General features: G+C 68.0%; 29 protein-coding genes, 4 tRNA genes and 1 pseudogene. 8 read left to right on the top strand and 26 right to left on the bottom strand.

Going from position 1 to position 25,227, the window contains the following annotated elements; genetic code table 11:
• Positions 1-16: 16 nt before the first annotated feature.
• Positions 17-1,237 carry a cyclopropane-fatty-acyl-phospholipid synthase family protein gene (locus tag BZG35_RS10155; RefSeq protein WP_077355547.1) on the top strand — a complete coding sequence of 407 codons (1,221 nt, stop codon included), beginning with the start codon at positions 17-19 and terminating at the stop codon, positions 1,235-1,237.
• On the opposite strand, the gene BZG35_RS10160 is transcribed toward BZG35_RS10155, so the two are convergent.
• Positions 1,224-2,801 (bottom strand): cryptochrome/photolyase family protein, encoded by a 1,578-nt coding sequence (locus BZG35_RS10160; RefSeq protein WP_077355548.1) that lies wholly within the window; start codon positions 2,799-2,801, stop codon positions 1,224-1,226. The genes BZG35_RS10155 and BZG35_RS10160 overlap by 14 nt on opposite strands.
• Here BZG35_RS10160 and sseA point away from each other — a divergent pair.
• The gene (gene sseA, locus BZG35_RS10165; RefSeq protein WP_077355549.1) at positions 2,800-3,636 is read left to right on the top strand and encodes a 3-mercaptopyruvate sulfurtransferase; all 837 of its coding nucleotides are present in this window, start codon (positions 2,800-2,802) and stop codon (positions 3,634-3,636) included. The genes BZG35_RS10160 and sseA overlap by 2 nt on opposite strands.
• Positions 3,637-3,640: 4 nt before the next feature.
• On the opposite strand, the gene BZG35_RS10170 is transcribed toward sseA, so the two are convergent.
• On the bottom strand, positions 3,641-4,963 hold the full coding sequence (locus tag BZG35_RS10170; protein ID WP_077355550.1) for a dicarboxylate/amino acid:cation symporter: 1,323 nt from the start codon (positions 4,961-4,963) through the stop codon (positions 3,641-3,643).
• Positions 4,964-5,010: 47 nt separating this feature from the next.
• Positions 5,011-6,123 carry an amino acid ABC transporter substrate-binding protein gene (locus BZG35_RS10175; RefSeq protein WP_077355551.1) on the bottom strand — a complete coding sequence of 371 codons (1,113 nt, stop codon included), beginning with the start codon at positions 6,121-6,123 and terminating at the stop codon, positions 5,011-5,013.
• A gap of 100 nt (positions 6,124-6,223) precedes the next feature.
• On the opposite strand from BZG35_RS10175, the gene metC reads away from it, so the two are divergent.
• The gene (gene metC / locus BZG35_RS10180; protein WP_077355552.1) at positions 6,224-7,390 is read left to right on the top strand and encodes a cystathionine beta-lyase; all 1,167 of its coding nucleotides are present in this window, start codon (positions 6,224-6,226) and stop codon (positions 7,388-7,390) included.
• Here metC and BZG35_RS10185 read toward each other — a convergent pair.
• From BZG35_RS10185 to BZG35_RS10230, 10 genes and pseudogenes are all read right to left on the bottom strand, one after another.
• Positions 7,387-7,647: a hypothetical protein gene (locus BZG35_RS10185; RefSeq protein ID WP_077355553.1), complete on the bottom strand. Its 261-nt coding sequence runs from the start codon at positions 7,645-7,647 to the stop codon at positions 7,387-7,389. The genes metC and BZG35_RS10185 overlap by 4 nt on opposite strands.
• 23 nt (positions 7,648-7,670) lie before the next feature.
• Positions 7,671-7,747 (bottom strand) — tRNA-Arg (locus tag BZG35_RS10190).
• Between the two features lie 105 nt (positions 7,748-7,852).
• Positions 7,853-8,158, bottom strand: a complete 306-nt coding sequence (locus BZG35_RS10195; protein WP_077355554.1) for an ETC complex I subunit — start codon at positions 8,156-8,158, stop codon at positions 7,853-7,855.
• A 103-nt stretch (positions 8,159-8,261) separates the two neighbouring features.
• Positions 8,262-8,338, bottom strand: a tRNA-Pro gene (locus tag BZG35_RS10200).
• A 48-nt stretch (positions 8,339-8,386) separates the two neighbouring features.
• Positions 8,387-8,743: a DUF192 domain-containing protein gene (locus BZG35_RS10205; protein ID WP_253189143.1), complete on the bottom strand. Its 357-nt coding sequence runs from the start codon at positions 8,741-8,743 to the stop codon at positions 8,387-8,389.
• A 142-nt stretch (positions 8,744-8,885) separates the two neighbouring features.
• Positions 8,886-9,443 (bottom strand): annotated as a pseudogene (locus BZG35_RS10210) (cold-shock protein); the annotation flags it as partial.
• A 200-nt stretch (positions 9,444-9,643) separates the two neighbouring features.
• A tRNA-Glu gene (locus BZG35_RS10215) sits at positions 9,644-9,718 on the bottom strand.
• Positions 9,719-9,777: 59 nt separating this feature from the next.
• Positions 9,778-11,595, bottom strand: a complete 1,818-nt coding sequence (gene recJ, locus BZG35_RS10220; RefSeq protein WP_077355556.1) for a single-stranded-DNA-specific exonuclease RecJ — start codon at positions 11,593-11,595, stop codon at positions 9,778-9,780.
• A 13-nt stretch (positions 11,596-11,608) separates the two neighbouring features.
• Positions 11,609-12,580 (bottom strand): class II fructose-bisphosphatase, encoded by a 972-nt coding sequence (gene glpX, locus BZG35_RS10225; RefSeq protein WP_077355557.1) that lies wholly within the window; start codon positions 12,578-12,580, stop codon positions 11,609-11,611.
• 62 nt (positions 12,581-12,642) lie between these two features.
• Complete coding sequence (locus BZG35_RS10230; RefSeq protein WP_253189144.1) at positions 12,643-13,113, bottom strand: hypothetical protein; 471 nt, start codon at positions 13,111-13,113, stop codon at positions 12,643-12,645.
• Between the two features lie 71 nt (positions 13,114-13,184).
• On the opposite strand from BZG35_RS10230, the gene phaC reads away from it, so the two are divergent.
• Positions 13,185-15,197, top strand: coding sequence for a class I poly(R)-hydroxyalkanoic acid synthase (gene phaC, locus BZG35_RS10235; RefSeq protein WP_150126128.1), 2,013 nt, complete (start codon positions 13,185-13,187; stop codon positions 15,195-15,197).
• Entirely contained in the window at positions 15,194-15,568 is a 375-nt protein-coding gene (locus BZG35_RS10240) for a hypothetical protein (protein ID WP_077355558.1), read from the top strand. The genes phaC and BZG35_RS10240 overlap by 4 nt, the downstream gene beginning before the upstream one ends.
• Here BZG35_RS10240 and msrB read toward each other — a convergent pair.
• The 6 genes from msrB to BZG35_RS10270 form a co-directional block, all read right to left on the bottom strand.
• Positions 15,549-16,055, bottom strand: coding sequence for a peptide-methionine (R)-S-oxide reductase MsrB (msrB, locus tag BZG35_RS10245; protein WP_077355559.1), 507 nt, complete (start codon positions 16,053-16,055; stop codon positions 15,549-15,551). The genes BZG35_RS10240 and msrB overlap by 20 nt on opposite strands.
• A 55-nt stretch (positions 16,056-16,110) precedes the next feature.
• Positions 16,111-17,049, bottom strand: coding sequence for an N-acetyl-gamma-glutamyl-phosphate reductase (gene argC, locus BZG35_RS10250; RefSeq protein ID WP_077355560.1), 939 nt, complete (start codon positions 17,047-17,049; stop codon positions 16,111-16,113).
• Entirely contained in the window at positions 17,046-17,297 is a 252-nt protein-coding gene (locus BZG35_RS10255; protein WP_077355561.1) for a hypothetical protein, read from the bottom strand. The genes argC and BZG35_RS10255 overlap by 4 nt, the downstream gene beginning before the upstream one ends.
• Positions 17,298-17,369: 72 nt before the next feature.
• Positions 17,370-17,849 carry a 30S ribosomal protein S9 gene (rpsI, locus tag BZG35_RS10260; protein ID WP_150126129.1) on the bottom strand — a complete coding sequence of 160 codons (480 nt, stop codon included), beginning with the start codon at positions 17,847-17,849 and terminating at the stop codon, positions 17,370-17,372.
• A gap of 47 nt (positions 17,850-17,896) precedes the next feature.
• Positions 17,897-18,373 (bottom strand): 50S ribosomal protein L13, encoded by a 477-nt coding sequence (gene rplM / locus BZG35_RS10265; protein WP_077355563.1) that lies wholly within the window; start codon positions 18,371-18,373, stop codon positions 17,897-17,899.
• A gap of 182 nt (positions 18,374-18,555) precedes the next feature.
• Positions 18,556-19,647 carry a COX15/CtaA family protein gene (locus tag BZG35_RS10270; protein WP_077355564.1) on the bottom strand — a complete coding sequence of 364 codons (1,092 nt, stop codon included), beginning with the start codon at positions 19,645-19,647 and terminating at the stop codon, positions 18,556-18,558.
• Positions 19,648-19,788: 141 nt separating this feature from the next.
• On the opposite strand from BZG35_RS10270, the gene BZG35_RS10275 reads away from it, so the two are divergent.
• Both BZG35_RS10275 and BZG35_RS10280 read left to right on the top strand, forming a co-directional pair.
• Complete coding sequence (locus BZG35_RS10275) at positions 19,789-20,046, top strand: transglycosylase (RefSeq protein WP_253189145.1); 258 nt, start codon at positions 19,789-19,791, stop codon at positions 20,044-20,046.
• Positions 20,046-20,270, top strand: a complete 225-nt coding sequence (locus tag BZG35_RS10280) for a DUF2842 domain-containing protein (RefSeq protein WP_077355565.1) — start codon at positions 20,046-20,048, stop codon at positions 20,268-20,270. Before BZG35_RS10275 ends, BZG35_RS10280 begins: the two co-directional genes overlap by 1 nt.
• 107 nt (positions 20,271-20,377) lie before the next feature.
• On the opposite strand, the gene BZG35_RS10285 is transcribed toward BZG35_RS10280, so the two are convergent.
• The 7 genes from BZG35_RS10285 to BZG35_RS10315 form a co-directional block, all read right to left on the bottom strand.
• Positions 20,378-20,454 (bottom strand) — tRNA-Pro (locus BZG35_RS10285).
• Between the two features lie 62 nt (positions 20,455-20,516).
• Complete coding sequence (locus tag BZG35_RS10290) at positions 20,517-20,945, bottom strand: MerR family transcriptional regulator (protein ID WP_077355566.1); 429 nt, start codon at positions 20,943-20,945, stop codon at positions 20,517-20,519.
• Positions 20,945-21,253, bottom strand: coding sequence for an integration host factor subunit alpha (locus tag BZG35_RS10295; RefSeq protein WP_077355567.1), 309 nt, complete (start codon positions 21,251-21,253; stop codon positions 20,945-20,947). The genes BZG35_RS10290 and BZG35_RS10295 overlap by 1 nt, the downstream gene beginning before the upstream one ends.
• Positions 21,254-21,347: 94 nt before the next feature.
• The gene (locus tag BZG35_RS10300; protein WP_077355568.1) at positions 21,348-22,325 is read right to left on the bottom strand and encodes a beta-ketoacyl-ACP synthase III; all 978 of its coding nucleotides are present in this window, start codon (positions 22,323-22,325) and stop codon (positions 21,348-21,350) included.
• Positions 22,322-23,443, bottom strand: coding sequence for a phosphate acyltransferase PlsX (plsX, locus tag BZG35_RS10305; protein ID WP_077355569.1), 1,122 nt, complete (start codon positions 23,441-23,443; stop codon positions 22,322-22,324). Before plsX ends, BZG35_RS10300 begins: the two co-directional genes overlap by 4 nt.
• A 56-nt stretch (positions 23,444-23,499) precedes the next feature.
• A complete protein-coding gene (locus BZG35_RS10310) occupies positions 23,500-24,030 on the bottom strand; it encodes a DUF177 domain-containing protein (RefSeq protein ID WP_077355570.1) in 531 nt (176 codons plus the stop codon).
• Positions 24,027-24,566 carry a ubiquinol-cytochrome C chaperone family protein gene (locus BZG35_RS10315; RefSeq protein ID WP_077355571.1) on the bottom strand — a complete coding sequence of 180 codons (540 nt, stop codon included), beginning with the start codon at positions 24,564-24,566 and terminating at the stop codon, positions 24,027-24,029. The genes BZG35_RS10310 and BZG35_RS10315 overlap by 4 nt, the downstream gene beginning before the upstream one ends.
• A gap of 89 nt (positions 24,567-24,655) precedes the next feature.
• On the opposite strand from BZG35_RS10315, the gene BZG35_RS10320 reads away from it, so the two are divergent.
• Entirely contained in the window at positions 24,656-25,135 is a 480-nt protein-coding gene (locus tag BZG35_RS10320; RefSeq protein WP_077355572.1) for an outer membrane protein assembly factor BamE, read from the top strand.
• The last annotated feature ends 92 nt before the right edge of the window (positions 25,136-25,227 follow it).

Consider the following 25,227-nt stretch of genomic DNA (forward strand, 5'->3'; position numbering starts at 1 on the left):
CTTCAGGCTTGCGTCGATGACCGTACAGACCGCCCAGACCCATGTTGCCCTCGACCGGACGCCGCGTGTCTTCTCGCTGCTGATCCGTCTGCTGTCGGCCAATTGGACCTATGGCCGTCTGACCCTGACCCTGCCGAATGGCGAGGTGCACCGGCTGGAGGGGGAGACCCCGGGACCGAACGCCGTCATGACCGTGCTCGACTACCGGTTCGCCGCCCGGGTCCTGGCCAATGGCGATATCGGCTATGCCGAGGGCTATATGGCCGGGGAATGGGACAGTCCGCATCTGGCGGTGCTGCTGGAGACCCTGGCCAGCAACTACGATCATATCCGCCGGCTGTTCGACGGCAATGTGCTGATGCTGGCGGTCAACTGGATCGGGCACAAGCTGAATCGCAACAGTCGCAGCGGCTCGAAGAAGAACATCACCGCCCACTATGATCTGGGCAATGCCTTCTACGCCGCATGGCTGGACGGCACGATGACCTATTCAGCGGCGCGTTTCTCCAGCCCATCCGAACCCCTGGAGGTGGCCCAGAGGCGCAAATACGAGACCCTGGCGCGGGCCATGGCGCTGAAGCCCGGCATGAGCGTGCTCGAGATCGGCTGCGGCTGGGGTGGATTCGCCGACTACGCCGCGCGCGAGGTCGGGGCCACGGTCACGGGCGTCACGATCTCGCAGGAGCAGCACGACCTGGCGCGTCAGCGGCTGTTCAACGCGGGTCTATCGGACCGGGTCGACATCCGGCTGATGGACTATCGCGACGTCACCGGCACCTTCGACCGTGTGGCCTCGATCGAGATGTTCGAGGCGGTCGGGAAAGAATACTGGGGGGCCTATTTCGACAAGGTCCACGACGTGCTGAAGCCGGGCGGCCGCGCCGGGCTGCAGATCATCACCATCCAGGATGCGCTGTTCGAGGAGTACAACGCCCGGACCGACTTCATCCAGAAATACGTCTTCCCCGGCGGCATGCTGCCGAGCGAGACCCGGCTGCGGCCGGTGGTGGAAGCGGCGGGCCTGGGCTGGGACAGCGTCGATCGGTTCGGGATCGACTACGCCGATACCCTGCAGGCCTGGGACCAGCGTTTCCAGGCGGCCTGGGGCGACATCCGTCGGATGGGCGGCTTCGACGCCCGGTTCCGACGGCTGTGGCGGTTCTACCTCGCCTATTGCGAGGCCGGCTTCCGCTCGCGCCGTACCGATGTGATCCAGCTGGCGCTCACTCGGACCTGACCACGGCTCCGAGCTCCAGCCGGGTCGCCTCCGCCTCGGTCAGCAGGGCGGCGCGGCGCTCGGGGCCGAAATTCTCCAGGGTCCGATAGGGCATGGCGAGGCGGACGTTGTCGCGCAGCCGCGCCCGATTCCGCTCGAGAAAACCCCAGTACAACCGGTTGAACGGACATGCATTCTCACCGGTCTTGGCCTTCACATCATAGCGGCACGGACCGCAGTAGTCGCTCATCCGGTCGATATAGGCCCCGGACGCCGCATAGGGTTTGGAGCCCATGATCCCGCCGTCGGCGAAGGTCGCCATGCCGCGCGTATTGGGCATCTCCACCCACTCATAGGCGTCCGCATAGACACTCAAGTACCAGTCATCGACCGGGTCGGGATGCACGCCCAGCAGCATGGCCAGGTTGCCCGTCACCATCAGCCGCTGGATATGGTGGGCATAGGCGTTGTCTCGCGTGGTCGCCACGACATCGGCCACGCAGGCCATGTCGGTCTCGCCCGACCAGTAGAACCAGGGCAGCTCCCGATCCGCGTCGAGGAAGTTGCGCTGGCGATACTCCGGCACTTTCAGCCAATAGATCCCGCGCACGAACTCGCGCCATCCCAGGATCTGGCGGATAAAGCCCTCGACGGCGTTCAGCGGCGCGCGGCCGGCCCGGAACTCGATCTCGGCGCGGCGGCAGATGTCCAGTGGGTCCAGCAGACCCAGATTGAGCGAGGTGGAGATCAGCCCGTGCCACATCCACGGCTCGCCCAGCGCCATGGCGTCCTGCCAGTCGCCGAAGCGGGGCAGGACCTCGTTTAGGAAGTCGGCCAGCACGGACTCGGCCTGTTCCGCCGTCGTGGGCCAGCCGAACCGGTCCGTGGTGCCGAAATGGCCGGGGAACAGGCGTTCGACGTCGGTGAGCGCTTCGATGGCGACGGCGTCGGGCGGGATGCGCAACCGTTCCGGCGGCCGCACGCCCCGGGTCAGGCCCTTGCGGTTCTCGGCGTCGTAGTTCCACTTGCCGCCGACCGGCTGCCCGTCATCCAGCAGGATGCCGGTCTCCTTGCGCATCTCGCGATAGAAGAACTCCATCCGCAGCTGCGACTTGCCGGAGGCCCAATGCCGGAACCGGTCGTGCGAACAGATGAACCGATCATCCGGGCGAAAGTCTACGGGCGATTTGGTCGATCTGGCGAAGGCCGCCAGCGCCTCGGCCAGCCGCCACTCGCCGCATTCGGTCATCACCACGCCATCGAACGGCTGATCCTCCAGCGCACGTTCCAGCTCGCCGGCGATGCTGTGGCGGTTGGCCGGATCGTCGATGCGGACGTAGCGGACGGTGACGCCGCGGGCCTCCAGCCGCAGCGCGAAGCCGCGCATGCCGGCGAAGATCAGGGCGATCTTCTGCTTGTGGTGACCGACATAGGTGGCCTCGGCCCGGACCTCGGCCATCAGGACGACGTCGCGCGCGGCGTCCAGTCCGGCGAGCGCCGAGAGCCCGTCCGACAGCTGGTCGCCCAGGACCAGCCGCAGCATCCCCCTGCCCGTCCCTGCCGCCTGCGTGTTAGGTTCGGTCATGACCGATCGTCCCCTGATCTCTACCGCCGAACTCGCCGGACGACTGAACGATCCGAAGCTGCGGATCGTGGATGGGTCCTGGCATCTGGACGGCCGCGACGCCCGCGCGGATTTCGACCAGGCCCGGCTGCCCGGCGCGGTCTTCTTCGACCTCGAGGCCGTCTCAGACCACAGCAGCGACCTTCCGCACATGCTTCCGACTGCCGCAGCCTTCGCCGAGGCGGCGGGTGGCCTGGGCATCGCGGAGACCGATACGATCGTCGTCTATGACACGGTCGGCCTGCGATCCGCGCCGCGGGTCTGGTGGACGTTTCGCTTGATGGGCGCCGCCGACGTCCGCGTGCTGGACGGCGGCCTGCCGCGCTGGCGGGCCGAAGGCCGCCGCCTGGACACCGGCCCCGCAGCGTCGCCGACCCCGGCCCGCTTTGCCGCCTCGAGGTGGGACGGCGCGGTCGCCGACCTGCCCCTGGTCCTGTCCGCCCTGGGTGGCGAGGCGCAAATTCTGGATGCCCGACCGGCGGCGCGATTCGCGGGTGAGGCGGCCGAGCCCCGCGCCGGCCTGCGCTCCGGACACATGCCGGGCGCCCTGAACCTGCCCTTCCTGTCCGTGCTCGGCGACGACGGACGCCTGCTGGAGCGCGACGCCCTGCGAGCGCGATTCGCCGAGGCGGGCGTGGCCTTCGACCGGCCAATCATTACCAGCTGCGGCTCGGGCGTGACGGCCGCCATCCTGACCCTGGCCCTGGCCGAGCTGGGCCAGGACAGCGTCCTCTACGACGGCTCCTGGGCCGAATGGGGCGGTCGGGCCGACACGGCGGTCGTGACCGGCCCCTGACGCGTCAGACGGACGGCGCGGCCGGATAGGGCGCGGTCTTGGCGACGACGTCGTCCGTCTCGCCACGCGACACCACGGTGGCCAGCACCAGGTCACCGGTGACGTTCAGCGTCGTGCGGCACATGTCCAGGAAGCGGTCGACGCCGAGGATCAGGCCGATCCCCTCGGCCGGCACCCCGACCATGACCAGGATCATGGCCACGACCGGCAGCGATCCCGCCGGCACACCCGCCGTGCCGACGCCGCCGAGGATGCAGACCAGCATCACCACCACCTGCTGGGTGATCGTCAGGTCGACCTGGAAGAACTGGGCCAGGAACAGCACCGTCACCCCCTCGAACAGGGCCGTGCCGTTCTGGTTGGCCGTGGCCCCGACGGTCAGGACGAAGCGGGCGATCTTGCGCGGCAGGTGCAGCTGTTCGTCGGCGGCCTTCAGGGCGACCGGCAGGGCGGCGTTGGACGAGGCGGTCGAGAAGGCCACGACCATGGGTGCGCGCACGCCGCGGAAGAAGGTCACCGGGTTCATCCCGCCGCCGATCCAGACCACCATCGGATAGACCACGAACATGTGGATCGCCATGGCGCCCACGGCCACCCCGACGAAGGCCGCCAGCCGCACCAGCAGGTCCCAGCCGAACAGGGCCGCCAGATTGAACATCAGGCAGGCGATGGCGATCGGAGCCAGTTTGATCACAAGGTTGATCAGCTTCATCGTGACCTCGAGGATCCCCTCGATCACCTGCTGCAGCCGGTCCGTCGCCGGGGATTTGGCCATGACCAGGCCGATCCCGAAGAACAGGGCGAAGACCATCACCGGCAGGATCTGGTTCTCCGACGCGGCGGTGAAGACGTTGGAGGGGATCAGGTCGAGGAAGAACTGGCCGAACTGGATGGTCTCCGGGGCCCGCTCGACGATGGCGGAAGCGCCCTCGGCCCCCTGCGCCAGCAGCTGCTGGGCCAGGACGGGATCGACGCCGTCGCCCGGCCGGAAGAAGTTGACCATGCCGATGCCGATCAGCACGGCGATGCCGGACACCACGATGGTCAGCAGCAGGGTCTTGATCCCTGCCCGACCCAGCGACTTCAGATCGCCCATCTCGGCCACGCCGACCACCAGGGCGGAGAACAGCAGCGGGATCACCAGCATGAACAGCAGGCGCAGGAAGATCTGCCCGGCCGGTCCCGTGATGTTCGAGGTGACGAACTGGACCCAGTAGTCATCAGGCCCGACGGCCTGATTGACGAACAGTCCCCCGGCCAGGCCGATCGTGAAGCCGATCAACATCAGCCAGTGGAGGGCGATGCCGCCCTTTTTCGTCGTGTTCATTCGTCCCTCAGAGGTGTCGGCCGCAGCGTCGGCAGGCCGACCGGATTTCAGCGCACCGGCAGGCCGTAGATCAGGCCCGCCGGTCGCGCGTTCCATTGTGCATTGAGACCACGCGCCAGGTCGAGCGCCGATTGCGACCCCAGATTTCGGTCGAAGATCTCTCCGTAGTTCCCCACCCCGGCGACGGCGTCGCGCGCCCAGGCGTTCGACAGGCCCATCCGCGTTCCGAAATCGCCTTCCGCCCCCAGCAGGCGACGGACCCGCGGATCGCGCGCCTCTTCGACCTGGGCCTCCACATTGGCTTGCGTGACGCCCATCTCCTCGGCCAGGATCAGGGCGTTCTGGGTCCAGCGCACGATGGCGGTCCACTGTTCGTCGCCGCGCCGAACCACCGGGCCCAGGGGTTCCTTGGAGATGACGTCCGGCAGGATCACATGTTGCGCCGGATCGGAGAGCGTTGTCCTGGCCGCCGCCAGGGCCGAGACGTCGGCGGAGAAGGTGTCGCAATCCTCTCGCCCATAGGCCTGACGGGCGGCCTCTTCCGTCGGCAGCACGACGGCGCGGTATTCGATGCCGCGGCTGCGGAAGAAGTCATCGACGTTCAGGGCGCTGGTCGAGCCCGACTGAACGCAGACCCGGGCTCCGTTCAGCTCGACGGCGCTGTTCAGCGCCAGGGTCCGGCGGACCAGAAAGCCCTGGCCGTCGTAATAGTTGATCCCGGCGAAGCTATGCACACCCGCCGTATCGCGCTCCATCGTCCAGGAGGTATTGCGCCACAGGACGTCGATGCGCCCGTCTTCCAGCGCCTGGAACCGGTTCTGAGCGGTCAGGGGCACGAATCGCACCGCCTCGGGATCGCCGAAGATGGCGGCGGCCAGACCGCGGCAGAAGTCGACGTCGAACCCCCGCCATTCGCCCCGGTTGTCGGTGTAGGCGAACCCGACCAGACCCTCGTTCACCCCGCAATTGAGGCGGCCGCGCTTTTTGACGGCGGTCAGGGTGGGGCTGACGGGGACGGTCCCCGTGGGGGTCGTTGGACGCGTGGAAAGGGGAGCATCGGGCGGGGTCGCCTCGTCTTCGCCGCCGCCGCAGGCCGCCATAAAACCGATCAGGCCCAGGATCGCCGACCGTTTCAGAAAAGCCGTGGCTCGCACGCCCATGGTCTCTCCGCGCCTTGCCGTGACGACGACCTTGCCGCCCCTTGCGCCCCCGAAGCTTTAGAGGCCTTTGGCGATCTGTTCGCAACCCATGGAGAGGCCCATGGAGCCGCTTTCCGACCGTACCCGCCTGATCGCCCCCGCCACCCGTCGCGGCGGCGGACGCCGACCCGTCAATCCTTCGATCGAACGGGCCTCGACCCTGCTGTCCGATTCGGTCGCCGAGATGCGCGACGGGTCGCTGGGGCCGCTCTACGGGATCGAGGGGACGGCGTCCCAGACCGCGCTGCGACAGGCCCTGGTCGATCTGGAGCGCGCCGAGGAGGCGTGGCTGACGCCGTCGGGGCTTTCGGCCGTCACCCTTCCCCTGCTCGCTCTGAGCCGCCCTGGCGACGAAATCCTGACCACGGACGCCGTCTACGGGCCGGTGCGTCGGTTCCTGACCCGGCATATGGCGGCGCGGGGCGTGACCACCCGCTTCCATCCGTCGGGCGAACCCGCGGACAGCGTCGCCGCCCGAATCGGCGAGCGGACCCGAGTGATGCTGATCGAATCGCCGGCCTCGCTGACGTTCGAGATGATCGACGTACCGGCTCTGGTGGCCGCGGCGCGGGCCCGCGGTGTTCTGACCGTGATCGACAACACCTGGGCGGCGGGGCTCGCCTTCAAGCCCCTCATGCACGGCGTCGACGTCAGCACCCAGGCCCTGACCAAATATTTCGGAGGCCACTCCGACCTGATGCTGGGGGCCGCGACAGCCCGCGATCCGGCGATCCGCAAGGCGATCGCGGATACGGTCGAGGACCTGGGGCTGTGCGTCTCGCCCGACGACGCCTGGCTGGCCCTGCGCGGGCTGCGCACCCTGCCGCTGCGCTACGCGGAACAGGCGCGATCAGCGCTCCGGGTCGCTGACTGGCTGGCCGGCCGGCCCGAGGTGTCGCGCGTCCTCTACCCGGCCCTGGCTCGCGATCCATCCTATGGGCTCTGGACGCGGGACTACACGGGCGCGGCCTCCCTGTTCGGGGTGGTGATGCGTGGCGGCGACGCGGCGGCCGCCCACGCCCTGCTGGATGGGCTGCGCCTGTTCGGGCTCGGCTATTCGTGGGGCGGGTTCGAAAGCCTGATCACGTTTGAAACGCCGCAGATGGCCTGGCGCGAGACCGCACCTGTGCTCGAGGGACCTCTGCTGCGGCTTCACATCGGCCTTGAGGATCCGGCTGATCTGATCGCCGATCTCGCCGCCGGACTGGACGGCTGGCCGAACGCCTAGCCGCCGATCTCCGGCATCATGCCGGTGACGAAGCCGCGCAGGCCCGTTTGCGGCCGAAGCATGCCGCGCAGGAAGTTTACCGTATTGGCCGCCTCGTCCTCGAACACGAACTGGCTCTGGGTGAAGCGACAGTTGACGAAGGCGGGCTGGACCCCGCCCTTGTAGACCAGCTGCGCGTTCTGAAACTCGCAGTCAGTGAAGGTCTTGCCGTCCAGGGTCAGGCGGCCTTGCAGGGTCTGGTTACGGACGTCTGACATCGGTTGATCCTTCGAGGACGAGGTGGCGCACCCAGCAGGACTCGAACCTGCAACATCCCGCTTAGAAGGCGGGTGCTCTATCCGGTTGAGCTATGGGTGCTCGGGTGGAACGGTTAGCCGCAAAGCGCGCCCCGGCTCAAGCGCCTGGCCTTCCTGCGGCTCAAGCAGCAAGACGCCGCGCGTCGAGCGATAGCCGCCCCTTCGCTCAATGCGTCCAGGGCTGTTTGCGGCCGGTGGCGAAGTTGTCGGCATAGGCCTTCAGGATCACCGGTGGCTCCTGCGGCTCATGCAGTCTGAAGGGGATGCCATAGCGCTCGGCATAGGCGATCGCTTCCTCGCGGGTTTCGAAGGACAGGCGGACCTGACCGTTCATGTCGGTCGAACTGGTCCAGCCCATCAAGGGATCGATGGTCCGAGCCGAGGCCGGCTCGAAATCCAGGCGCCAATCCTTGGTCTTGGCCTTACCGGACTGCATCGCGGTCTTGGCGGGGCGATAGATGCGGGCCAGCATGGGTGGTCTCATCGTTGGGTGAGGCCCGGTTCGACGCGAACCCACCGGCGGGGCTTAAGCAGCGAGACGCCGCGCGTCGAGCGGTAGCCCCAAAAAAGGGTCATGGTCGGAGTGAGAGGATTCGAACCTCCGACCCTCTGGTCCCAAACCAGATGCGCTACCAGGCTGCGCTACACTCCGGCGGAGGTGTCTGCCAGCAACCGTCCGCCGCTGCAACGTCCGATCGTCCTACGGCTTGAAGAAAGGGTGTTTCACCCTCGCGCCAGGCACGGCCCCGATCTCCTCCGCGCGACCGGCGCGCAGCTCCAGTACGCCGTTGGCGGCGCCGTTGGACGGCAGGGTGACCTCCGAATAGGGCACGGCGTGGCTCGCGATCGAGACGATGCGGCCCGTCGGGTCGATATAGATGATGTCGAGGGAACTGGGCGTGTTCTTCATCCAGAAGCCCTGCTCCTCGGCCACGGGGAACTGGAACAGCATGCCGCGGTCATCCGCCAGCGGCGGACGGAACATCAGGCCGCGCTCCTGCTCGGCGGCGTCATCGGCGATCTCGACCAGGAAGGCGTGCTCGCCGCTGGCGGTCACGATGGTCAGGGCTTCCAGCGGCCGACCGGCGGCGTCTGTCGGAGGGGGCTCCTTGGCGCAGCCCGCCACCATCAGCGACAGGCTCAGACCCAGGGTGATCAGAAAACGTCTCGACAGCATGTCCGCCCTTTCGGGCGGCATCACCCGCCCGGTTGATTTCAGCGACGACGAGCCCCTTGGGACCCGACGCGAATCGTACCGCGACCACCTCGCCCGGCACCAGATCGTCCAGTCCACAGCGGCGAAGCGTTTCGATATGGACGAAGATATCGCCCGGATCGGTTTCACGCACCACGAATCCATAGCCCTTGGTGCGGTTGAACCATTTCACGATCGCCGGCTCCAGCGTGCCGACCGACGCGCCCAGCGCGGACAGGCTTCGTTCGTCCGCCCGCAGGGCCTCATAGCCCGAACGGCGTGGCGCGGGCGCGTCCGGGGTGCCCTCTTCCAGCTTGTGGATCTGAACCACCTGCCACCCCTTGGCGCGTCGGGCACAGTCGCACTCGATGGCCGCGCCCTCTTGGGCGGCTTCGCGGCCGAGCTCGCGCAGGCTGCTGATGTGGAGAAGCACGTCCTGGTGGCCCGTGCGACTGGGATCCTCGGGCACGATGAAGCCGTAGCCCTTGCCCGGATCGAACCATTTTACATGCCCGGCGACACGGACCGCGTCGGTCGCCTCCAGGCTCTCAAAGTCAGACACGTACAGCCCCCCGTCCGCACTCTAAGCGGGACGGTGTTTGTTTAACACGGTTCTACGAAGCCATGAAAAGGCAAAAATGTCGGTTTTTTAAGCACAAATACGCAAGTGGGTCGTGGAGGACACGCGTCATGCGATGATGACCACCCACCCCTAGCCGGTGCGGATCAAGCGATTCTGAGGCTTTGGGAGACAATCCCGCGTGGCAGTCCCTAGGGGAGTCGAACCCCTCTTTTCAGGTTGAAAACCTGACGTCCTAACCGATAGACGAAGGGACCGCTGCGCGAGAGCGGGCGATATAGCGGGCGATTTCGGGGGGCGCAAGCGGCCTTTCGAACTAACTGGCCATACGTGGGTCTGCGACGTCCTCGATCTCGAACTGCACGCCCTTGCGACCGTTCCAGTCGTCCGCCTTCAGACGACCGACCACGCTCAGTCCACCCTGCCCCGCCAGCAGAGCCTTGCCCGAGGGAAGGTCGGCGCAACGCCAGGCGATGGCCTTGATCGAGGCCCCGTCGGCCCCCACCAGACGGCACCGGACATGGCCGCCGTTCATGGCCATCGGTTCGCGCGCCTGCACGCCGGACAAGGCAAACAGCGGCTCGGGATTGGCCGGTCCGAAGGGGGCCAGACGTTCGAACCCCTCGAACAGGGCCCGCGTCGCCACCGCCGGTTCGATCAGGGCGTCGACCTCGACCCAGTCCAGCGCCTCGGCGTCCGCCTGCTCGCCCGCCATGGTCGCATTCAGGAAGTCGCGCAGAGCCTCGACGCCGTCGGGACGCACCGTCAGCCCCGCCGCCATGGCGTGACCGCCCCCGGCGAGCAGCAGTCCCTCGCGCCAGGCCGCCTGGATCGCGCGGCCCAGGTTCATGCCCGGCTGAGACCGTCCGGAGCCCTTGCCGACCCCCGCCACAGCGTCGATGCCGATCACCACGACGGGCTTGCGCCAGCGCTCGCGCAGTCGCCCGGCGACGATCCCGACCACGCCGGGGTGCCAGTCCTCTCCCGAGACGACGACGACGGCGGAGCCGTCGACATGGTGCCCGGCCGCCTCGACGCGCCGGGTCGCTGTTTCGGTGACCTGGCGCTCGACCTCGCGGCGCGCGATGTTCAGGGCGTCCAGCTCCTCGGCCAGCGCCCGCGCCTCATCAGGATCGTCGGTCGACAGCAGGCGCGCGCCCAGGTCGGCGCGGCCGATTCGCCCTCCGGCATTGATTCGCGGGCCCAGGATGAAGCCGGCGTGGCTGGACTTGGCCGGGCCCGGCTCACCGCCGGCGACGGCCAGCAGGGCCCTCAGGCCGGGGTTCCCCCAGCTGGACATGACCTTAAGCCCCAGACTCGTGAGGGCCCGGTTGAAGCCCGTCAGACCGGTGACGTCGCAGATCGCCCCCAAGGCCGCCAGATCCAGCCACTGGCGGATGTCCGGCTCCTTCGTCTCGGAGAACAGCCCCCGCTGACGCGCCTCGCGGTTCAGGGCGGCCAGCAGCACGAAGACCACGCCCGCCGCCGCCAGATTGCCCTGACCGGAGGTATCCCCTGGCCGATTCGGATTGACCACGGCGATACAGGCCGGCGGCTCCTCGCGCATCAGGTGGTGGTCGATGACCACGACCCCAAGCCCGATGCCGCAGGCATAGGCGATGGCCTCGTTGGCGGCGGCTCCGCAATCGACGGTGATGACCAGGTCGGCGCCGGAGGCCTTCAGCCGGTCGAACGCCATCGGACTGGGGCCGTAGCCCTCGGTCAGTCGGTCGGGAACATAGATCGGCAGGTCGCGACCGAGGGCCCGGAACCAGCGCACCAGCAGGGCCGCGCTGGAGGCCCCGTCGACGTCATAGTCTGCGAAGACGTGAATGCGCTCGCCGGCCTCGATCGCAGAGACGATCGCCGCGGCGGCGATATCCATGTCCATGAAGCAGGACGGGTTTGGGAACAGGGCCTTCAGCGTCGGTTCGAGGAAGTCAGCCCCCTCCTCCGGTTTCACGCCGCGGGCCGCCAAGGCTCGAGCCAGAGGTTCGGCCAGGCCCAGACCCTGCATATGGGCGCGAATCACCGGCGTCTCGGCCGGGCGCTGGCGCCAGGCTCTGTCCGAGAGCGAGCGCGAGACGCCGAGGAACCCCGGCGTCAGTGGCGCGGCCGGAGGTCCGTCGGCCATCAGCCCCGCTCCGTCAAAGCGGGCGCGTCGTGCGGATGCGGCGCACCGTGCGGGTCGAGGAGTCCATCACCACGGTGTGGGTGGTGACGAAGGCGGCACCCATCTGCACCCCGTCCAGCATCGCGCCCTTGGTGACCCCGGTGGCGGCGAAGACGGCATCCTTCGAGACCAGTTCGTGCAGGTCGTATTTGCGGTTGAAGTCGGTCACGCCGGTGCGCTGGGCCCGGGCCCGTTCGTCGTCGTTGCGGAACAGCAGCCGGCCCTGGAAATGCCCGCCGACGCATTTCAGCGCCGAGGCCGCCAGGACGCCCTCGGGAGCCCCGCCGGAGCCCAGGTACATGTCGATCCCGGTCTCGGGCTCGGCCGTATGGATCACGCCGGCTACGTCGCCGTCGGTGATCAGCATGACCTTGGCCCCGACCTCGCGCAGGGCGGCGATGAGGGCTTCGTGCCGTGGACGGTCCATCACGCAGACGGTGATCTGCTCCGGACGCACACCTTTGGCCGAGGCCAGGGAGCGAACGTTGTCGCCCGGCGTCATGTCCAGGTCGACGGTCCCGGGCGCGTAGCCGGGGCCGATCGCGATCTTGTCCATATAGGTGTCGGGCGCGTGCAGCATGCCGCCACCGGCAGACATGGACAGCACGGTCAGGGCATTGGCCATGGCCTTGGCCGTCAATGTGGTGCCCTCCAGAGGGTCCAGGGCGATGTCGATGGCCGGCCCTTTGCCCGTGCCCACCTTCTCGCCGATGTACAGCATCGGCGCCTCGTCGCGCTCGCCCTCGCCGATGACGATCTTGCCGTCGATGTCCAGGCGGTTCAGCGCCGTGCGCATGGCGTCGACGGCCAGTTGGTCGGCGTGTTTCTCGTCGCCGCGCCCGATCTGGGCCCAGGACGCGATCGCGGCCAGTTCGGTGACCATGGCGGCGTCGGCGGCGAGGGTCGAGGCAAAGGCGGTCGAGGCGAAGGGGGCCGAGTCAGCCATGGATATACTCCTGGGAGGGGATGATCCCCGGATTCTATCGTCCGGGCGACAGGTTTCGCGGATCAGCGCGGTGCGGGTGTCCGATCGATCGGCGGTGGGGCCGCGCCGCGTCGGCGCAGGTCGGCGGCGAACGCCTCGACCTCGGCCTGGGTCTCGGCCGTGACCGGCGCGATCGCCTGGGCGTCGATGCGCGCATTGATCCCGGCGGCGAAGGCGACCGAATCGTCCAGTGTCCATTCGATCCGCGACGCCTCGCCCGCCAGTGCGCCGGCGGAGGCCCGCAGCGTATTGACCCGGGCCGCGACCTCGACGGGCCGCAGCGTGTCAGACGAAGTCTTGGGGAAGTCCGCCCAGCGCGGATAGGTGCGGTTGGCGTCCACCAGGGCCTGGATCCGCGGCGCGATCGGAGCACTCGAATCGGCCGAGGGGCGAGAGGTCCCGGCGCAGCCGGCCCCCAGCATCGCGCCGGTGGCGGCCAGCAGCAGCCCGCCAATCTTTTTCGCCTGATACGCGTTCATGTCGAGGGTGGTCATATGCCATGATCATGACCGGCGGAAGGGCGGAGCACACGTCACCGGCCGAACAGGAAGCGCGCAAGGACCCGATGGCCCGGACCCCGACCCCCCCGCCCCCGACACTGGCCGCCGCCAAGGGCCCGCGGAAGTCCGGTCGACCGAGTTCCGCCAAACCCCGGGTGCCCAAGCCGAAGGCGGCCCCGACGCAGATCGCGGAGTCCACGGCCGCGCTGACCGAATCGGAACCCGTGGCCGGCCCGGGGCCTGATCCGGCGGAGCCCGCGGCCGCCGCCGCGGCGGCGCATACCGGCTTTCCCTTCTCCCTTCCCGATCTCGCACCCGACCAGCGCCAGATGATCGAGACCCTGTCGCTGAACCTGGCCCGCGCGGCCATGACGGCGCAGTCCGCCATCGCCGAGGCCGCCCTGGCCCAGGCCGACCGCCCGGCCGCCTTGTCGCCCGACCCGTTCAATGTCGGCCCGGCGATGAACTCGGTGATCACCAGCCTGGCCAGCCGTCCGGACAAGCTGTTTGCGGCCCAGGCCGATCTGTTCAATCGCTATATGGACCTGTGGGCCGCCACGGCGCGCCGCGCGGCTGGCGAAGCGCCGCAGGAGCCGTCGCGGGACAAGCGGTTCAAGGACCCCGCCTGGTCCGACAACCCCATGTTCGACATGATGCGCCAGTCCTACCTGGTGACCTCGGACTGGATGAACGGCCTGGTCGCCTCGGTCGAGGACGTCGATCCGCTGGTCAAGCGCCGCGCCGCGTTCTTCACCAAGCTGCTGACCGACGCCTTCTCGCCGTCGAACTTCCTGGCGTCCAACCCCGCCGCCCTGAAGGCCATGGCCGAGACCAACGGCGAATCGCTGGTCAAGGGGATGCAGAATTTCGCCGCGGACCTGGAGCGCGGTCTGGGCAAGCTGAAGATCAGCCAGGCGGATTACGCCCAGTTCGTCGTCGGCGAGAACGTGGCCACCGCGCCCGGCCAGGTGGTCTGGCGCGACGAGCTGTTCGAACTCATCCAGTACGATGCCGCGACGGACCGGCAGCGGGCCATGCCCCTTCTGATCTTCCCTCCCTGGATCAACAAGTTCTACATCATGGACCTGCAGCCGGAGAACTCGCTGATCCGCTGGCTGTCTTCCCAGGGGTTCACCGTCTTCGTCTGTTCCTGGGTCAACCCGGATAAGGACAAGGCCGATTTCGGCTTCGACGACTATCTGGAAAAGGGCATCTATCGCGCCGTCGAAAAGACGCTGGAGCAGACCGGGTCGAAGACGGTGAACACTGTCGGCTACTGCATCGGCGGCACCCTGATGGGCGCGGCCCTGGCCCATATGGCCGCCCGGGGCGACACCCGCGTCGCCGCCACCACCTTCTTCGCGGCCCAGCACGACTTCGCCGAGGCGGGCGACCTGCTGCTGTTCACCGACTCGCACTGGCTGAAACAGGTCGAGGAGCAGATGGACGCGGCGGGCGGCGTCCTGCCCGGGGCCGCCATGGCCGAGACCTTCAACGCCCTGCGCGCCAACGACCTGATCTGGTCCTTCTTCGTCAGCAACTATCTGATGGGCAAGTCGCCGGCCGCCTTCGACCTGCTGTTCTGGAACGCCGATCAGACGCGCATGCCCAAGCGGCTGCACCTGGACTATCTGCGCTCCATGTACGGGCAGAACCTTCTGTCCCAGGGCGAGTTCACCCTGGGCGGGATCAAGGTCGACCTGTCGAAGGTGACCATCCCCCTGTATTTCCAGGCGAGCCGGGAGGATCACATCGCCCCGATGAGTTCGGTCTATCGCTCGGCCCGCGCCTTCACCCAGGCGGACGTCACCTTGACCCTGGCCGGCTCGGGCCATATCGCGGGCGTCATCAATCCGCCCTCGGCCAACAAGTACCAGCACTGGACCAATGCCGCCCTGCCCCCCTCCCTGAGCGACTGGCAGGCGGGCGCGGTGGAGCACCCCGGCAGCTGGTGGGGCCACTGGGCCGCCTGGCTGCACGACCGATCGGGCGACTGGGTCGAGGCCCGCGATCGCAAAAAGGGCCCCCTGGCGCCCCTCGAACCCGCGCCTGGACGTTATGTGAAGGTCAAGTCTTGAAGCTCGAGCCCAACCTGCTGCTCGCCGTCGCCACCGGCACGGCGCTGATCCTTCTGGTGCTGACGGCGGGCACCTTCGGCCGGCCGGACTATCTGTTCCGCTATTCCGTCATCGCGATCGGATTTTCGGCCTGCTACGTCGCGCTGAATACGGTCATCGAGCGCCGCGCCGCTGCCCCGCCCGAGCCGATGGTGTCGCGCGACGTGCGCAGCCTGCCGTGGGCGGCGTTCATTCCGGCGTTTGTCCTGCTGTCGGCGGCCGCGCCGGTGATCCTGCAGGGGCGGGACTTCGCCCTGCTCGTGATCGTCTGCACCGTCTTCTTCGGACTGACGGTGCGGTCGGCAATGCGCGTCAGGCCGGCTGGAAGCTGAGCGCGACGCCGTTGTTGCAGTAGCGTTTCCCGGTCGGCCGGGGCCCGTCGTCGAACACGTGGCCCTGGTGTCCCAGACAACGGGCGCAATGATACTCGGTGCGCGGGAAACCGATGGCCAGGTCCGTCTTGAAGCCCAGCGACCCCGGAATGTAGTCGTAGAAGCTCGGCCAGCCGGTACGGCTGTCGTACTTGGTCTGCGACCGGAACAGCGGCAGCTCGCAGCCCTTGCACACGAAGGTCCCGGCGCGATGCTCGTTGTTCAGCGGACTGGTGCCGGGCCGTTCGGTGCCCTCGCGGCGCAGGACGGTGTAGCTGGCCGCCGGCAGGCGGGCGCGCCACTGGGCATCGGTGATCCGGCGAAACGGAGAGTTCGCGTACTGCGCCTCGGACGCGTCGGCGTCTCCGGGCGCGGAACAGGCGGCGAGCCCGCTCGCGGCGGCTCCGAGCAGCAGCGTCCGGCGCGAGGTCGTGAGGGTCTGGGTCATGATGCTACATACGTCGGCATGACCGGCGAAGTTTCAAGGCGGCACATCGCGCGCGTCAGACCAGGCCGGTTTCCTCGTCCAGCCCCAGCATCAGATTGAGGTTCTGCACCGCCGCTCCGGACGCCCCCTTGCCCAGGTTGTCCAGCAGAGCCACCAGCCGCGCCTGTGAGCCGTCGCGATGACCGAAGACGTGCAGCCGCATCCGGTTGGTGCCGTTCAGCCCCTCGGGATCCAGCCCGGACATGGCCTCGGTCTCGTCCAGCCCGGCCACCTCGACGAAGCGGCTGCCGTCATAGGCCTCGACCAGGGCCCCGTGCAGACGGTCGATCGACGGCGTCTCCGGCAGGGCCGCCAGCTGCAGCGGCACCTCGACCAGCATGCCCTGGCGATAGGCCCCGACGGCGGGCGCGAACAGCACCGGATGGCGCAGGCCGGTGTGCTTGGTCATCTCGGGCACGTGCTTGTGCTGCAGCGACAGCCCATAGGCGCGGAAGGCCTGGGTGGTGCCGCCCTGTTCAAACTCGGCAATCATTGATTTTCCGCCACCGGAGTAGCCCGACACGGCGTTGACCGTCACCGGCCAGTCGGCGGGCACCAGCCCGGCCTTCACCAGCGGCCGCATCAGGCCGATGAAGCCAGTGGGATAGCAGCCGGGGTTCGACACCCGGCGCGAGCCGCAGATCTCGCCGCGCTGGACCGCGTCCATCTCCGGAAAGCCATAGGTCCAGCCGGTGGCGACGCGGAAGGCGGTGGAGGCGTCGATGACCCGTACGTCCGGGTTCTCGATCATGGCGACGGCCTCCTTCGCCGCCTCGTCCGGCAGGCACAGGATCACCGCATCCGCCGCGTTCAGCGCCTCGGCCCGCGCGGCAGGGTCCTTTCGGCGATCGCCGGTCAGGGAGATGAAGTCGAGATCGGCGCGCCCCTCCAGCCGCTGCCGGATCTCCAGCCCCGTGGTCCCGGCCTCGCCGTCGATGAAGATGGTGTGGGTCAACGCAACAACTCCCGAAATCCCTCAGGATCGATGGCCATGAAGATGGCGAGTGATCCGCTGGCAACCAGGCCGACAAGCCAACCGATAGTGACAAACCAGTAGGTGATCGGCTGGTGGCGACGATGAATCTGTTTGGGCCAATAGATGTTGTCCGGACTGGCTATCCCGGACCGAATGTCTCTGATCAGTCGAACGCCACAATAGGCGGCGAACAACGTCCACAGTCCGACCAGCGCCCAATCCAGCATGGCTCGCTCCAAAGAAAAAGGCGCTCCAGGTTTCCCCGAAGCGCCTTTGTAATCCCAGTCGCGGGTCGCGACTTAGCGCTTCGAGAACTGGAAGGACTTGCGGGCCTTGGCGCGGCCGTACTTCTTGCGCTCGACGACGCGGCTGTCGCGGGTCAGGAAGCCGTGCGGCTTCAGGACCGGGCGCAGGGCCGGCTCATAGTGGGTCAGGGCGTGCGACAGGCCGTGGCGGATGGCGCCGGCCTGGCCGGACAGGCCCGAGCCTTCGACCGTGCAGACCACGTCGAACTCGGTCTCGCGACCGCAGACGACCAGGGGCTGGGCGATCATCATGCGCAGGATTTCGCGGGCGAAATACTGCAACTGATCCTTGCCGTTGATGGTGAACTTGCCGGTGCCGGGCATGACCCAGACGCGGGCGATCGCGTTCTTGCGCTTGCCGGTCGAATAGGCGCGGCCCTGGGCGTCCAGCTTCTGGACATAGACGGGAGCCGAGTTGTCGTAGCCGTTGCTGGAGGTGGTGCCGAGGCCCGCCAGGGCGTCGAAACCGCCCATCTTTTCTTGAGCGGCGGCCGGGGCTTCGTTTTGCACGTCGGTCATGATCAGAGGCTCCGCGAGTTCTTGGACGAGCGCGCCTTGAAGTCGATGACTTCCGGCTGCTGGGCTTCGTGCGTGTGGCTGGGGCCCGAGAAGATGCGCAGGTGGGTCATCTGCTGACGCGCCAGCGGGCTTTCCTTGGGCAGCATGCGCTCGACGGCCTTCTCGAGCACGCGCTCGGGGAAGCGGCCGTTCAGCACCTTCTGCGGGGTGGTCGACTTGATGCCGCCCGGGTGGCCGGTGTGGCGATAATAGACCTTGTCGGTCAGCTTCTTGCCGGTGAACACCACCTTGTCGGCGTTGACGACGACGACGTGGTCGCCCGAGTCAACGTGGGGGGTGTAGGTCGGCAGATGCTTGCCGCGCAGGCGCATGGCGATGAAGGTCGCGAGACGGCCGACCACGACGCCTTCGGCGTCGATGACGATCCACTTCTTGTCGACCTCGGACGGCTTCAACGCAGCCGTGGTGCTCTTCAGCATGAGGTGTTTCCTGAAACAGGGGCGAAACGGGTCACCCCGGAAAGTCCGAAGCGAGCGAAGGCGCGTCAGTAGAGGAAGGGTCCACAGGCGTCAATGGCCACCTTGAGGCGAACCGCGCCCTAACCTGCTGTTCTCACGTCATTTTTCCATAACGGTACTAAAATACCGCATGAGTCGGGTGGCTACCGGCGTGGTCCGGACACGAAAAGTCGGGATTGCGAGCGTCGCACCATCCACAGATTGGCCGTCGCCAGGGCCAGGACGATCGCCGCCCCCGCCTGATGCAGCCCACCCAGCCACAGAGGCACGACGCTGACCAGCGTCACGATGCCCAGCACCGCCTGGAGCCACAGCGCCCCGCCCACGACGAAGGCCGACGTTCCCAGCCCCTCGGCCAGCTTCCAGCGCCAGGCCTGGACCGCATAGACCGTCCCGCCGATCAGCAGGCCGTAGGCCCAGATGCGGTGATTGAACTGGACCAGCGCCTGGTCGTGCAGGAAGGCCCAGCCGCCCCTGCCCCAGTCCACCGGCGCCAGAAGCGCCCCGTTCATCAGCGGCCAGTCGTTGTAGATGAAGCCCGCCTTGGCCCCTGCGACCAGGCCCCCCAGAAGGCATTGCACGAAGACCGCGCCCAGCAGGACGGCGGCGCCCCGGCTCCACCCGGTGGACGCGCGATTGTGCTCTTCGCCCGACCAGGCCTCCAGCCCGGTCCAGATCAGGCCGGCGAAGATGATCAGGGCCAGGCCCAGATGGGTGGTCAGCCGTTCCGGAGCCACGTCGACCCGCTCGGACAGGCCCGAGGACACCATCCACCAGCCGATCAGCCCCTGGAGGCCGCCCAGCCCCAGCAGCAGGGCGCAGCGCCAGATCAGCCGCGTCGGCAGCGCCAGCCGGCCGAGGACCGAGCGCGGCGGCAGCAGGCGACAGGCCAGGAAGACGAAGAACGGGAGGGCGAACACCATGCCGATCAGTCGCCCGAACAGCCGGTGCGCCCACTCCCACCAGAAGATGCCCTGGAACTCCGCCAGGCTCATGCCGGCGTTGACCTGGGCATACTGGGGGATGGCCTTGTATTTCTCGAACGCCTCGGTCCAGTCGGCGGCGTTCAGGGGCGGCAGCGCCCCCATGATCGGCTTCCATTCGGTGATCGACAGCCCCGACCCCGTCAGGCGTGTGATGCCGCCGATCACCACCATGGCGAACACCATGGCGGCGGTGAAGAACAGCCAGAGGGCCACGGGCCGGGATTGATCGGGATTTCCGAAACGCTTCATTCGACGCCTGTCGATAGGACGGATACACTGGCGCCGTGTCCGAAGACGGGCCCGGCGACCGGGGCGGTATGCTCCACCGCCGCGGCAAGATCGAGTCGGGTTTGATGACGCAGCCTTCGCCGGATCGGCAGGCTTCAGGAGATGGCCTTGGAATATGCCGATATCGTCGCGGCCGCGGTGGGGGTCTTCGTGATCGCCTGGATCGCCGACCTGCTCACCGGTCGCCGGGGCCTTTTCGCCGCCTCTCTGGTGGCCGGCGTCGGTGCCCTGTGCGGCTGGTTCCTGGCGGTGCGGGTGTTCGGGGCGGCGACGATGGACGGATTCCTCTGGACGGTCTGGGCCGTCGGCGGTGCGGTCCTCTGCCTGAGCGCCTTCTACCTGTTCCGGAACACGCGCTGATGGGCCCGCGCACGCGCCGCGCCGTCGCCGCGCTCGGGATCGTGGTGTTCCTGACCGGCTACGTCTGGGCCGCCATCAGCCTGGGGGCCCGCCTGCCCGACCATCCGCTGGTCCAGCTGCTGTTCTACGGCATCGCCGGCACCGCCTGGGGGATCCCCCTGCTGCCGCTGCTCTCCTGGGCCGAGGGCAAGCCGTTCGGTCTTAGGCGGTCCCGGCCGGACTAGGGCGTCTGGCTCGCGAAGGCCCAACCGGCGACAGGCGCGCAATCGCCCTCTTCCAGAGAGCCGCCCCGCGACGAACGATGGGTGAATGTGACCGGGTCAAGGGAAGATGGTCGGAGCGACAGGATTCGAACCTGCGACCCCTTGACCCCCAGTCAAGTGCGCTACCAGGCTGCGCCACGCTCCGAGAGGCCGGTCCTATAGCGGCGGCTCGCCGCCGCCGCAAACCCTAAAAGGCGGCAATCGTGATCAGGCGGTCAGAACGGCGTCAAGACGCGCCCGGGCGGCCTCCAGATCAGCGAGAACGGCCCGCAGGCGAACGTCCGCGCCGCCCGTCGGCTCGGCCGACCCGCCATCCACGTCGTCAAGCTCCGCGCTCGGGGCCGCAGCCATGACGAAGATCCCTTCCGGGTCGCCATAGGCCGCCAGCCGCGCCAGCCCCTGGTCCTTATGCAAACGCTGGACGCCGCGGATGGTCAGGCCTTCGTCGTGCAGCAGGCGACGGATGGCCTTCAGGAGGACGATGTCCTGGGGCCGGTAGAATCGACGACCGCCCGCCCTTTTGACCGGAGCGATGAAGGGGAACTTCGTTTCCCAGAACCGCAGCACATGCTGGGGCGCGCCCACAGCCTCCGCCGCCTCGGAAATTGACCGAAAGGCGTTGGGGCTCTTGGCCATCAGGCGCCGTTGACCGCGCCGTGCACCCGGGACTTCATGATCTGCGAGGCGCGGAAGCTGATGACCCGGCGGGGATTGATCGCGGCCGGCTCGCCGGTCTTGGGGTTGCGGCCCATCCGGGCCCGTTTCTCGCGCACCTGGAAGACGCCGAAACCCGACAGCTTGACCGTCTGCCCCTGTTCCAGGCTCTCGACGATCAGCTCCAGGGTGCGTTCAACCAGGCTCGAGCATTCCTGGCGGGACAGGCCGACTTCTTCGACGACGGCCTCGCAGAGGTCCGCTCGCGTCAAGGTCTGTACGTCGGCCAAGTGCTTGCCCCTTAACTTCGAGGCCAAATCTGGCCCCGCTCCCAACGCATCTTAGAAAGCGAAAAGCGCGCGAAGTCAAAGCGCACCGCCGCCGTTACAGTCTGAAGGCGCAGGCCCCCCAGGTCAGGCCGCCGCCCATGGCCTCCAGCAGGACCAGGTCGCCCCGCTGGATCCGGCCGTCGCGGATCGCCGTGTCCAGCGCCAGGGGAATGGACGCGGCCGAGGTGTTGGCATGCAGCGCCACGGTCGAGATCACCTTGTTCTCGTCCAGCCCCAGCCGGTCGCCGACGCCCTTGATGATGCGCTGATTGGCCTGGTGCGGCACGAACCAGTCGACCTCTGGCACCGTGATGCCCGAGGCGGCGCAGGCGGCCGTGATGGCCTCGGCGATGTTGACGACCGCATGGCGGAACACCTGGTTGCCCAGCATGCGCAGATGACCCACGGTGCCGGTGCTGGAGGGGCCCCCGTCCACATACAGCAGGTCGGTCTTGGTCCCGTCGGAGCGTAGGGCGAACCCCAGCAGCCCCTGATCGGCCGAAGTGCCCTGCCCTTCGCGCGGCTCGACCACCACGGCGCCGGCCCCGTCGCCGAACAGGACGCAGGTGGTCCGGTCGGTCCAGTCCATCAACCGGGTCATCTCCTCGGCGCCGATGACCAGGGCGCATTTCGACAGGCCCCGCGCCACGAAGCCGTCGGCGACGCTCAGCGCATAGACGAAGCCGGAACAGACCGCCTGGACGTCGAAGGCGATGCAGACCGGGGCCCCCAGCTTGCGCTGCACGATCGAGGCGGTGGCGGGAAAGGTCAGGTCGGGCGTCGTCGTCGCCACGATGATCATGTCGACGTCCGCCGGCGTCCGCCCGGCATCGGCCAGGGCGCGGCGGGCGGCCTCGGTGGCCAGGTCGCTGGTCGGCTCGTCGTCGCGCGCCTTATGACGCTGGCGGATGCCGGTCCGCTCGATGATCCATTCGTCGGAGGTGTCGACCGTCTTCGACAATTCCTCATTGGTGACGATCTGCTCCGGCAGGTAGGAGCCGACGCCGGTCACGGCGCTGCGGATGACGCTCACGAAACGCTCTCTTCTCGGGGGGCGGCGGACACAGGGGGCAGGTTTTCCAGAACGGCGCCAAGGCGGCCCAGATTGGCCCCGACGGTCGTCATATAGTCGCTGCGCGCCAGGTCGACGGCGATCCGGATGGCGTTGCCGAAGCCCTTGGCGTCGGCCCCGCCGTGGCTTTTGACCACGATCCCGTTCAGACCCAGAAGGGGCCCGCCGTTGATGGCGCTGGGGTCGATCTTCTGACGCATCGCCTTCAGGGCCGGCATCGCGATCAGGCCGCCCATCTTGGCCTGCAGGCTGGAGGTCAGGGCCTCCTTGAGCAGGGCCGAGATGAAGCGCGCCACCCCTTCGGCGGTCTTCAGCGCGATATTGCCGGTGAACCCGTCGGTGACGACCACGTCCACCGTGCCCTTGGCGATGTCGTCGCCCTCGACGAAGCCGTGATAATTGAGGCCCAGGCCGCCCTCGCGCAGGATCCGCGACGCCTCCCGGACCTCGTCATGGCCCTTCATGTCTTCGGAACCGACGTTCAGGATCCCGACCGTCGGGTTCTGCACGCCGTGCACCGCCCGGTGGAAGGCCTCGCCCATGATGGCGAATTCGATCAGCTGCTCGGCGTCGCTCTCGACATTGGCCCCGACGTCCAGCACGGCGGTGACCCCCCGCAGCGTCGGCCAGCTGGCCACGATGGCCGGTCGCTCGAGGCCGGGGGCCGACATCCGCAGCAGCAGCTTGGAGATGGCCATCAGGGCCCCGGTATTTCCCCCGGAGACGATCGCTCCGGCCTCACCGGATTTTACCGCCTCGATGGCGTTCCACAGGCTGGAGCCCTTGCCGCGCCGCATGGCCTGGGCCGGCTTTTCGTCGGAGGCGATCTTCTTGTCGGTGTGGCGGACCTCGCAAACATCCGCGCTGAGGTTGAACCGTGTCAGCTCGGCACCGATCGCGGTCGCGTCGCCGTGCAAGACAAAGCGCACGTCCTGGCCGCCGTGGCGGCGGATATAGTCGCGGATACCGCCGACGACGACGGAGGGGCCATGGTCGCCACCCATGGCGTCCAGAGAGATCAGCGTGGGGGTTGGCAAGGGGTCGTTCGCTCCGGGCGCGCGCGTCAGGGCGGCGCTCATCTTGTGCCGTCAGGATACCGTCGTGCCGGGTGGATGCAATCGACCGCGACGCAAGGTCAAGTATTTCCGGTCTCTTCGGGCTTTCTGAAGGCCTTCAGCACCGCGAAGGGCGAGATTTCCGCCGGTTCCTCCGGCTGGACGAACTCGGCGCCAGGCTTGCGGGGAAAGGGGTCCAGCGCCAGGGCGAACTGCTCGACCGCATACTGACCAAGGTCGATGCGGCCGTCCTCGATCACATCGGGGGCGTCGTCGTCCAGCGACACCTCCACCTCGACCTCGTCCGCCTCACGCTCGGTCGGCTCCACCAGCTCGATCGCGAATCGCTCGTCCACGGTGACCGGCAGCGGCTCCAGGGTGATGCCGCAGACCTGCTCGGCGACCGCGCGCACGCGTCCGGACAGGGTCCATGTACCGCGAGAGGGCGCCACGGTGATCTCGGCCTCCAGGCTGGCGAGCGTCGCCAGGTCCAGCGCCCGAATGATCCGCGCGCGGGCCGCCGCATCCGGCACCAGATGCCGGGTCAGGCCGGCACCGATCTCGTTGATCCGCACGATCTCGCTGAAGGGCAGGATGCGTTCGGGGTTCATGCGTGGATCTCCGGCCATTGCGGGGTCGTCATCACGGCCTTCATCGTCTGCTGGGCCAGGCCCGCCCGCGCCTTCAGCGCATAGGCGGCCAGCCCCTGGGCGACGCCCGCATCGCCGCTCTCGTAGACGTTGCGGGCCAACCCCTCGGACAGGGTGGCGGCATCGGCGTTGCGGATCGCGGGCTCATAGGCGGTCATCCGGCCGTAGAGCGCCTCGCCGAGCTTGCGCATCTTCTTGGAGATGGTGACGTCGTGGACGCCCAGTTCCCGAAGCGAGTTGTCCAGCGCCGAAACGTAGACGTCGAACAGGTCCTGGCCGATCTCGGCCCCGGCCTGGGTGTCCGGTTCCGGCTCCTCGCGCAGCCGCATGACCAGCAGCAGCACATGCAGGGTGTAGAGCTCGAATCGCGCATCGATCCGGTCGGCCACGCGCAGGATCTGGTAGAAACCGGGCTGGCGCGCCTGGGCCACCGCCGCCTCATACAGGGCCAGGCCGGGACGGGCGCGCTCGCGCGATCGGAACAGGTTCTTCAGCATGTCTTGCGGCCCCTTTTCTGCCGCGACGTTGAACTAGGACGCGGGTCCGGTTAGGTCAAAGACCTTGTTTCGTCGCAGGCGCCCGCTCCATGCATAAAATCGTCGCTCGTCTGGCCGTTTTGACGGCCCTGGCCGCCCTGGCCGCGGCCTGTGCGCCCACCGTCGGCGTACATGGTTTTCAGGTCGTCGACGTCAAGCCCGCGGACATGAAGGTCGGCGAGGACACCAAGGAGACCGTGGTCGCCCAGCTGGGCTCGCCCTCGGCCGTGTCCACGTTCGAGGACAACATCTGGTACTACGTGTCCCAGACGACCCAGCGCTACACCTACAACCTGCCGCAGGTGTCCCAGCGCAGCATCACCGCCATCACCTTCAACGAAGCGGACAGCAAGGTCGCCGAGGTCCGCAACCTGGGCCTCGAAGACGGCCAGCAAATCGCCATGGAAAGCCGCGAGACCCCGACCCGGGGCCGCCAGCTGACCGTGCTGGAACAGCTGCTGGGCAACGTCGGCCGCGGCCAGCTGCCCCGGACCGACGAAGACGTCCCCGGCCAGCGCCGCCCGGACTAGGCACGAGCTTATCCCTCCCCGGAACGGGGAGGGTCGTCGCGAAGCGACGGGTGGGAACGGCCGGTGGTCCGGAATCAGACCTGTGCCGTCGC

The organism is Brevundimonas sp. LM2, assembly GCF_002002865.1.
Lineage (GTDB): Bacteria > Pseudomonadota > Alphaproteobacteria > Caulobacterales > Caulobacteraceae > Brevundimonas.

What these genes read in the sequence shown, in the direction of transcription:
- BZG35_RS10155 (WP_077355547.1), top strand. Translation starts at nt 17, where the DNA reads ATGACCGTACAGACCGCCCAGACCCATGTTGCCCTCGACCGGACGCCG.
- sseA (WP_077355549.1), top strand. Translation starts at nt 2,800, where the DNA reads ATGACCGATCGTCCCCTGATCTCTACCGCCGAACTCGCCGGACGACTG.
- BZG35_RS10160 (WP_077355548.1), bottom strand. Translation starts at nt 2,801, where the DNA reads ATGACCGAACCTAACACGCAGGCGGCAGGGACGGGCAGGGGGATGCTG.
- BZG35_RS10170 (WP_077355550.1), bottom strand. Translation starts at nt 4,963, where the DNA reads ATGAACACGACGAAAAAGGGCGGCATCGCCCTCCACTGGCTGATGTTG.
- BZG35_RS10175 (WP_077355551.1), bottom strand. Translation starts at nt 6,123, where the DNA reads ATGGGCGTGCGAGCCACGGCTTTTCTGAAACGGTCGGCGATCCTGGGC.
- metC (WP_077355552.1), top strand. Translation starts at nt 6,224, where the DNA reads ATGGAGCCGCTTTCCGACCGTACCCGCCTGATCGCCCCCGCCACCCGT.
- BZG35_RS10185 (WP_077355553.1), bottom strand. Translation starts at nt 7,647, where the DNA reads ATGTCAGACGTCCGTAACCAGACCCTGCAAGGCCGCCTGACCCTGGAC.
- BZG35_RS10195 (WP_077355554.1), bottom strand. Translation starts at nt 8,158, where the DNA reads ATGCTGGCCCGCATCTATCGCCCCGCCAAGACCGCGATGCAGTCCGGT.
- recJ (WP_077355556.1), bottom strand. Translation starts at nt 11,595, where the DNA reads ATGGCCGACGGACCTCCGGCCGCGCCACTGACGCCGGGGTTCCTCGGC.
- glpX (WP_077355557.1), bottom strand. Translation starts at nt 12,580, where the DNA reads ATGGCTGACTCGGCCCCCTTCGCCTCGACCGCCTTTGCCTCGACCCTC.
- BZG35_RS10230 (WP_253189144.1), bottom strand. Translation starts at nt 13,113, where the DNA reads ATGACCACCCTCGACATGAACGCGTATCAGGCGAAAAAGATTGGCGGG.
- phaC (WP_150126128.1), top strand. Translation starts at nt 13,185, where the DNA reads ATGGCCCGGACCCCGACCCCCCCGCCCCCGACACTGGCCGCCGCCAAG.
- msrB (WP_077355559.1), bottom strand. Translation starts at nt 16,055, where the DNA reads ATGACCCAGACCCTCACGACCTCGCGCCGGACGCTGCTGCTCGGAGCC.
- BZG35_RS10255 (WP_077355561.1), bottom strand. Translation starts at nt 17,297, where the DNA reads ATGCTGGATTGGGCGCTGGTCGGACTGTGGACGTTGTTCGCCGCCTAT.
- rpsI (WP_150126129.1), bottom strand. Translation starts at nt 17,849, where the DNA reads ATGGGCGGTTTCGACGCCCTGGCGGGCCTCGGCACCACCTCCAGCAAC.
- rplM (WP_077355563.1), bottom strand. Translation starts at nt 18,373, where the DNA reads ATGCTGAAGAGCACCACGGCTGCGTTGAAGCCGTCCGAGGTCGACAAG.
- BZG35_RS10270 (WP_077355564.1), bottom strand. Translation starts at nt 19,647, where the DNA reads ATGAAGCGTTTCGGAAATCCCGATCAATCCCGGCCCGTGGCCCTCTGG.
- BZG35_RS10275 (WP_253189145.1), top strand. Translation starts at nt 19,789, where the DNA reads ATGGCCTTGGAATATGCCGATATCGTCGCGGCCGCGGTGGGGGTCTTC.
- BZG35_RS10280 (WP_077355565.1), top strand. Translation starts at nt 20,046, where the DNA reads ATGGGCCCGCGCACGCGCCGCGCCGTCGCCGCGCTCGGGATCGTGGTG.
- BZG35_RS10290 (WP_077355566.1), bottom strand. Translation starts at nt 20,945, where the DNA reads ATGGCCAAGAGCCCCAACGCCTTTCGGTCAATTTCCGAGGCGGCGGAG.
- plsX (WP_077355569.1), bottom strand. Translation starts at nt 23,443, where the DNA reads ATGAGCGCCGCCCTGACGCGCGCGCCCGGAGCGAACGACCCCTTGCCA.
- BZG35_RS10310 (WP_077355570.1), bottom strand. Translation starts at nt 24,030, where the DNA reads ATGAACCCCGAACGCATCCTGCCCTTCAGCGAGATCGTGCGGATCAAC.
- BZG35_RS10315 (WP_077355571.1), bottom strand. Translation starts at nt 24,566, where the DNA reads ATGCTGAAGAACCTGTTCCGATCGCGCGAGCGCGCCCGTCCCGGCCTG.
- BZG35_RS10320 (WP_077355572.1), top strand. Translation starts at nt 24,656, where the DNA reads ATGCATAAAATCGTCGCTCGTCTGGCCGTTTTGACGGCCCTGGCCGCC.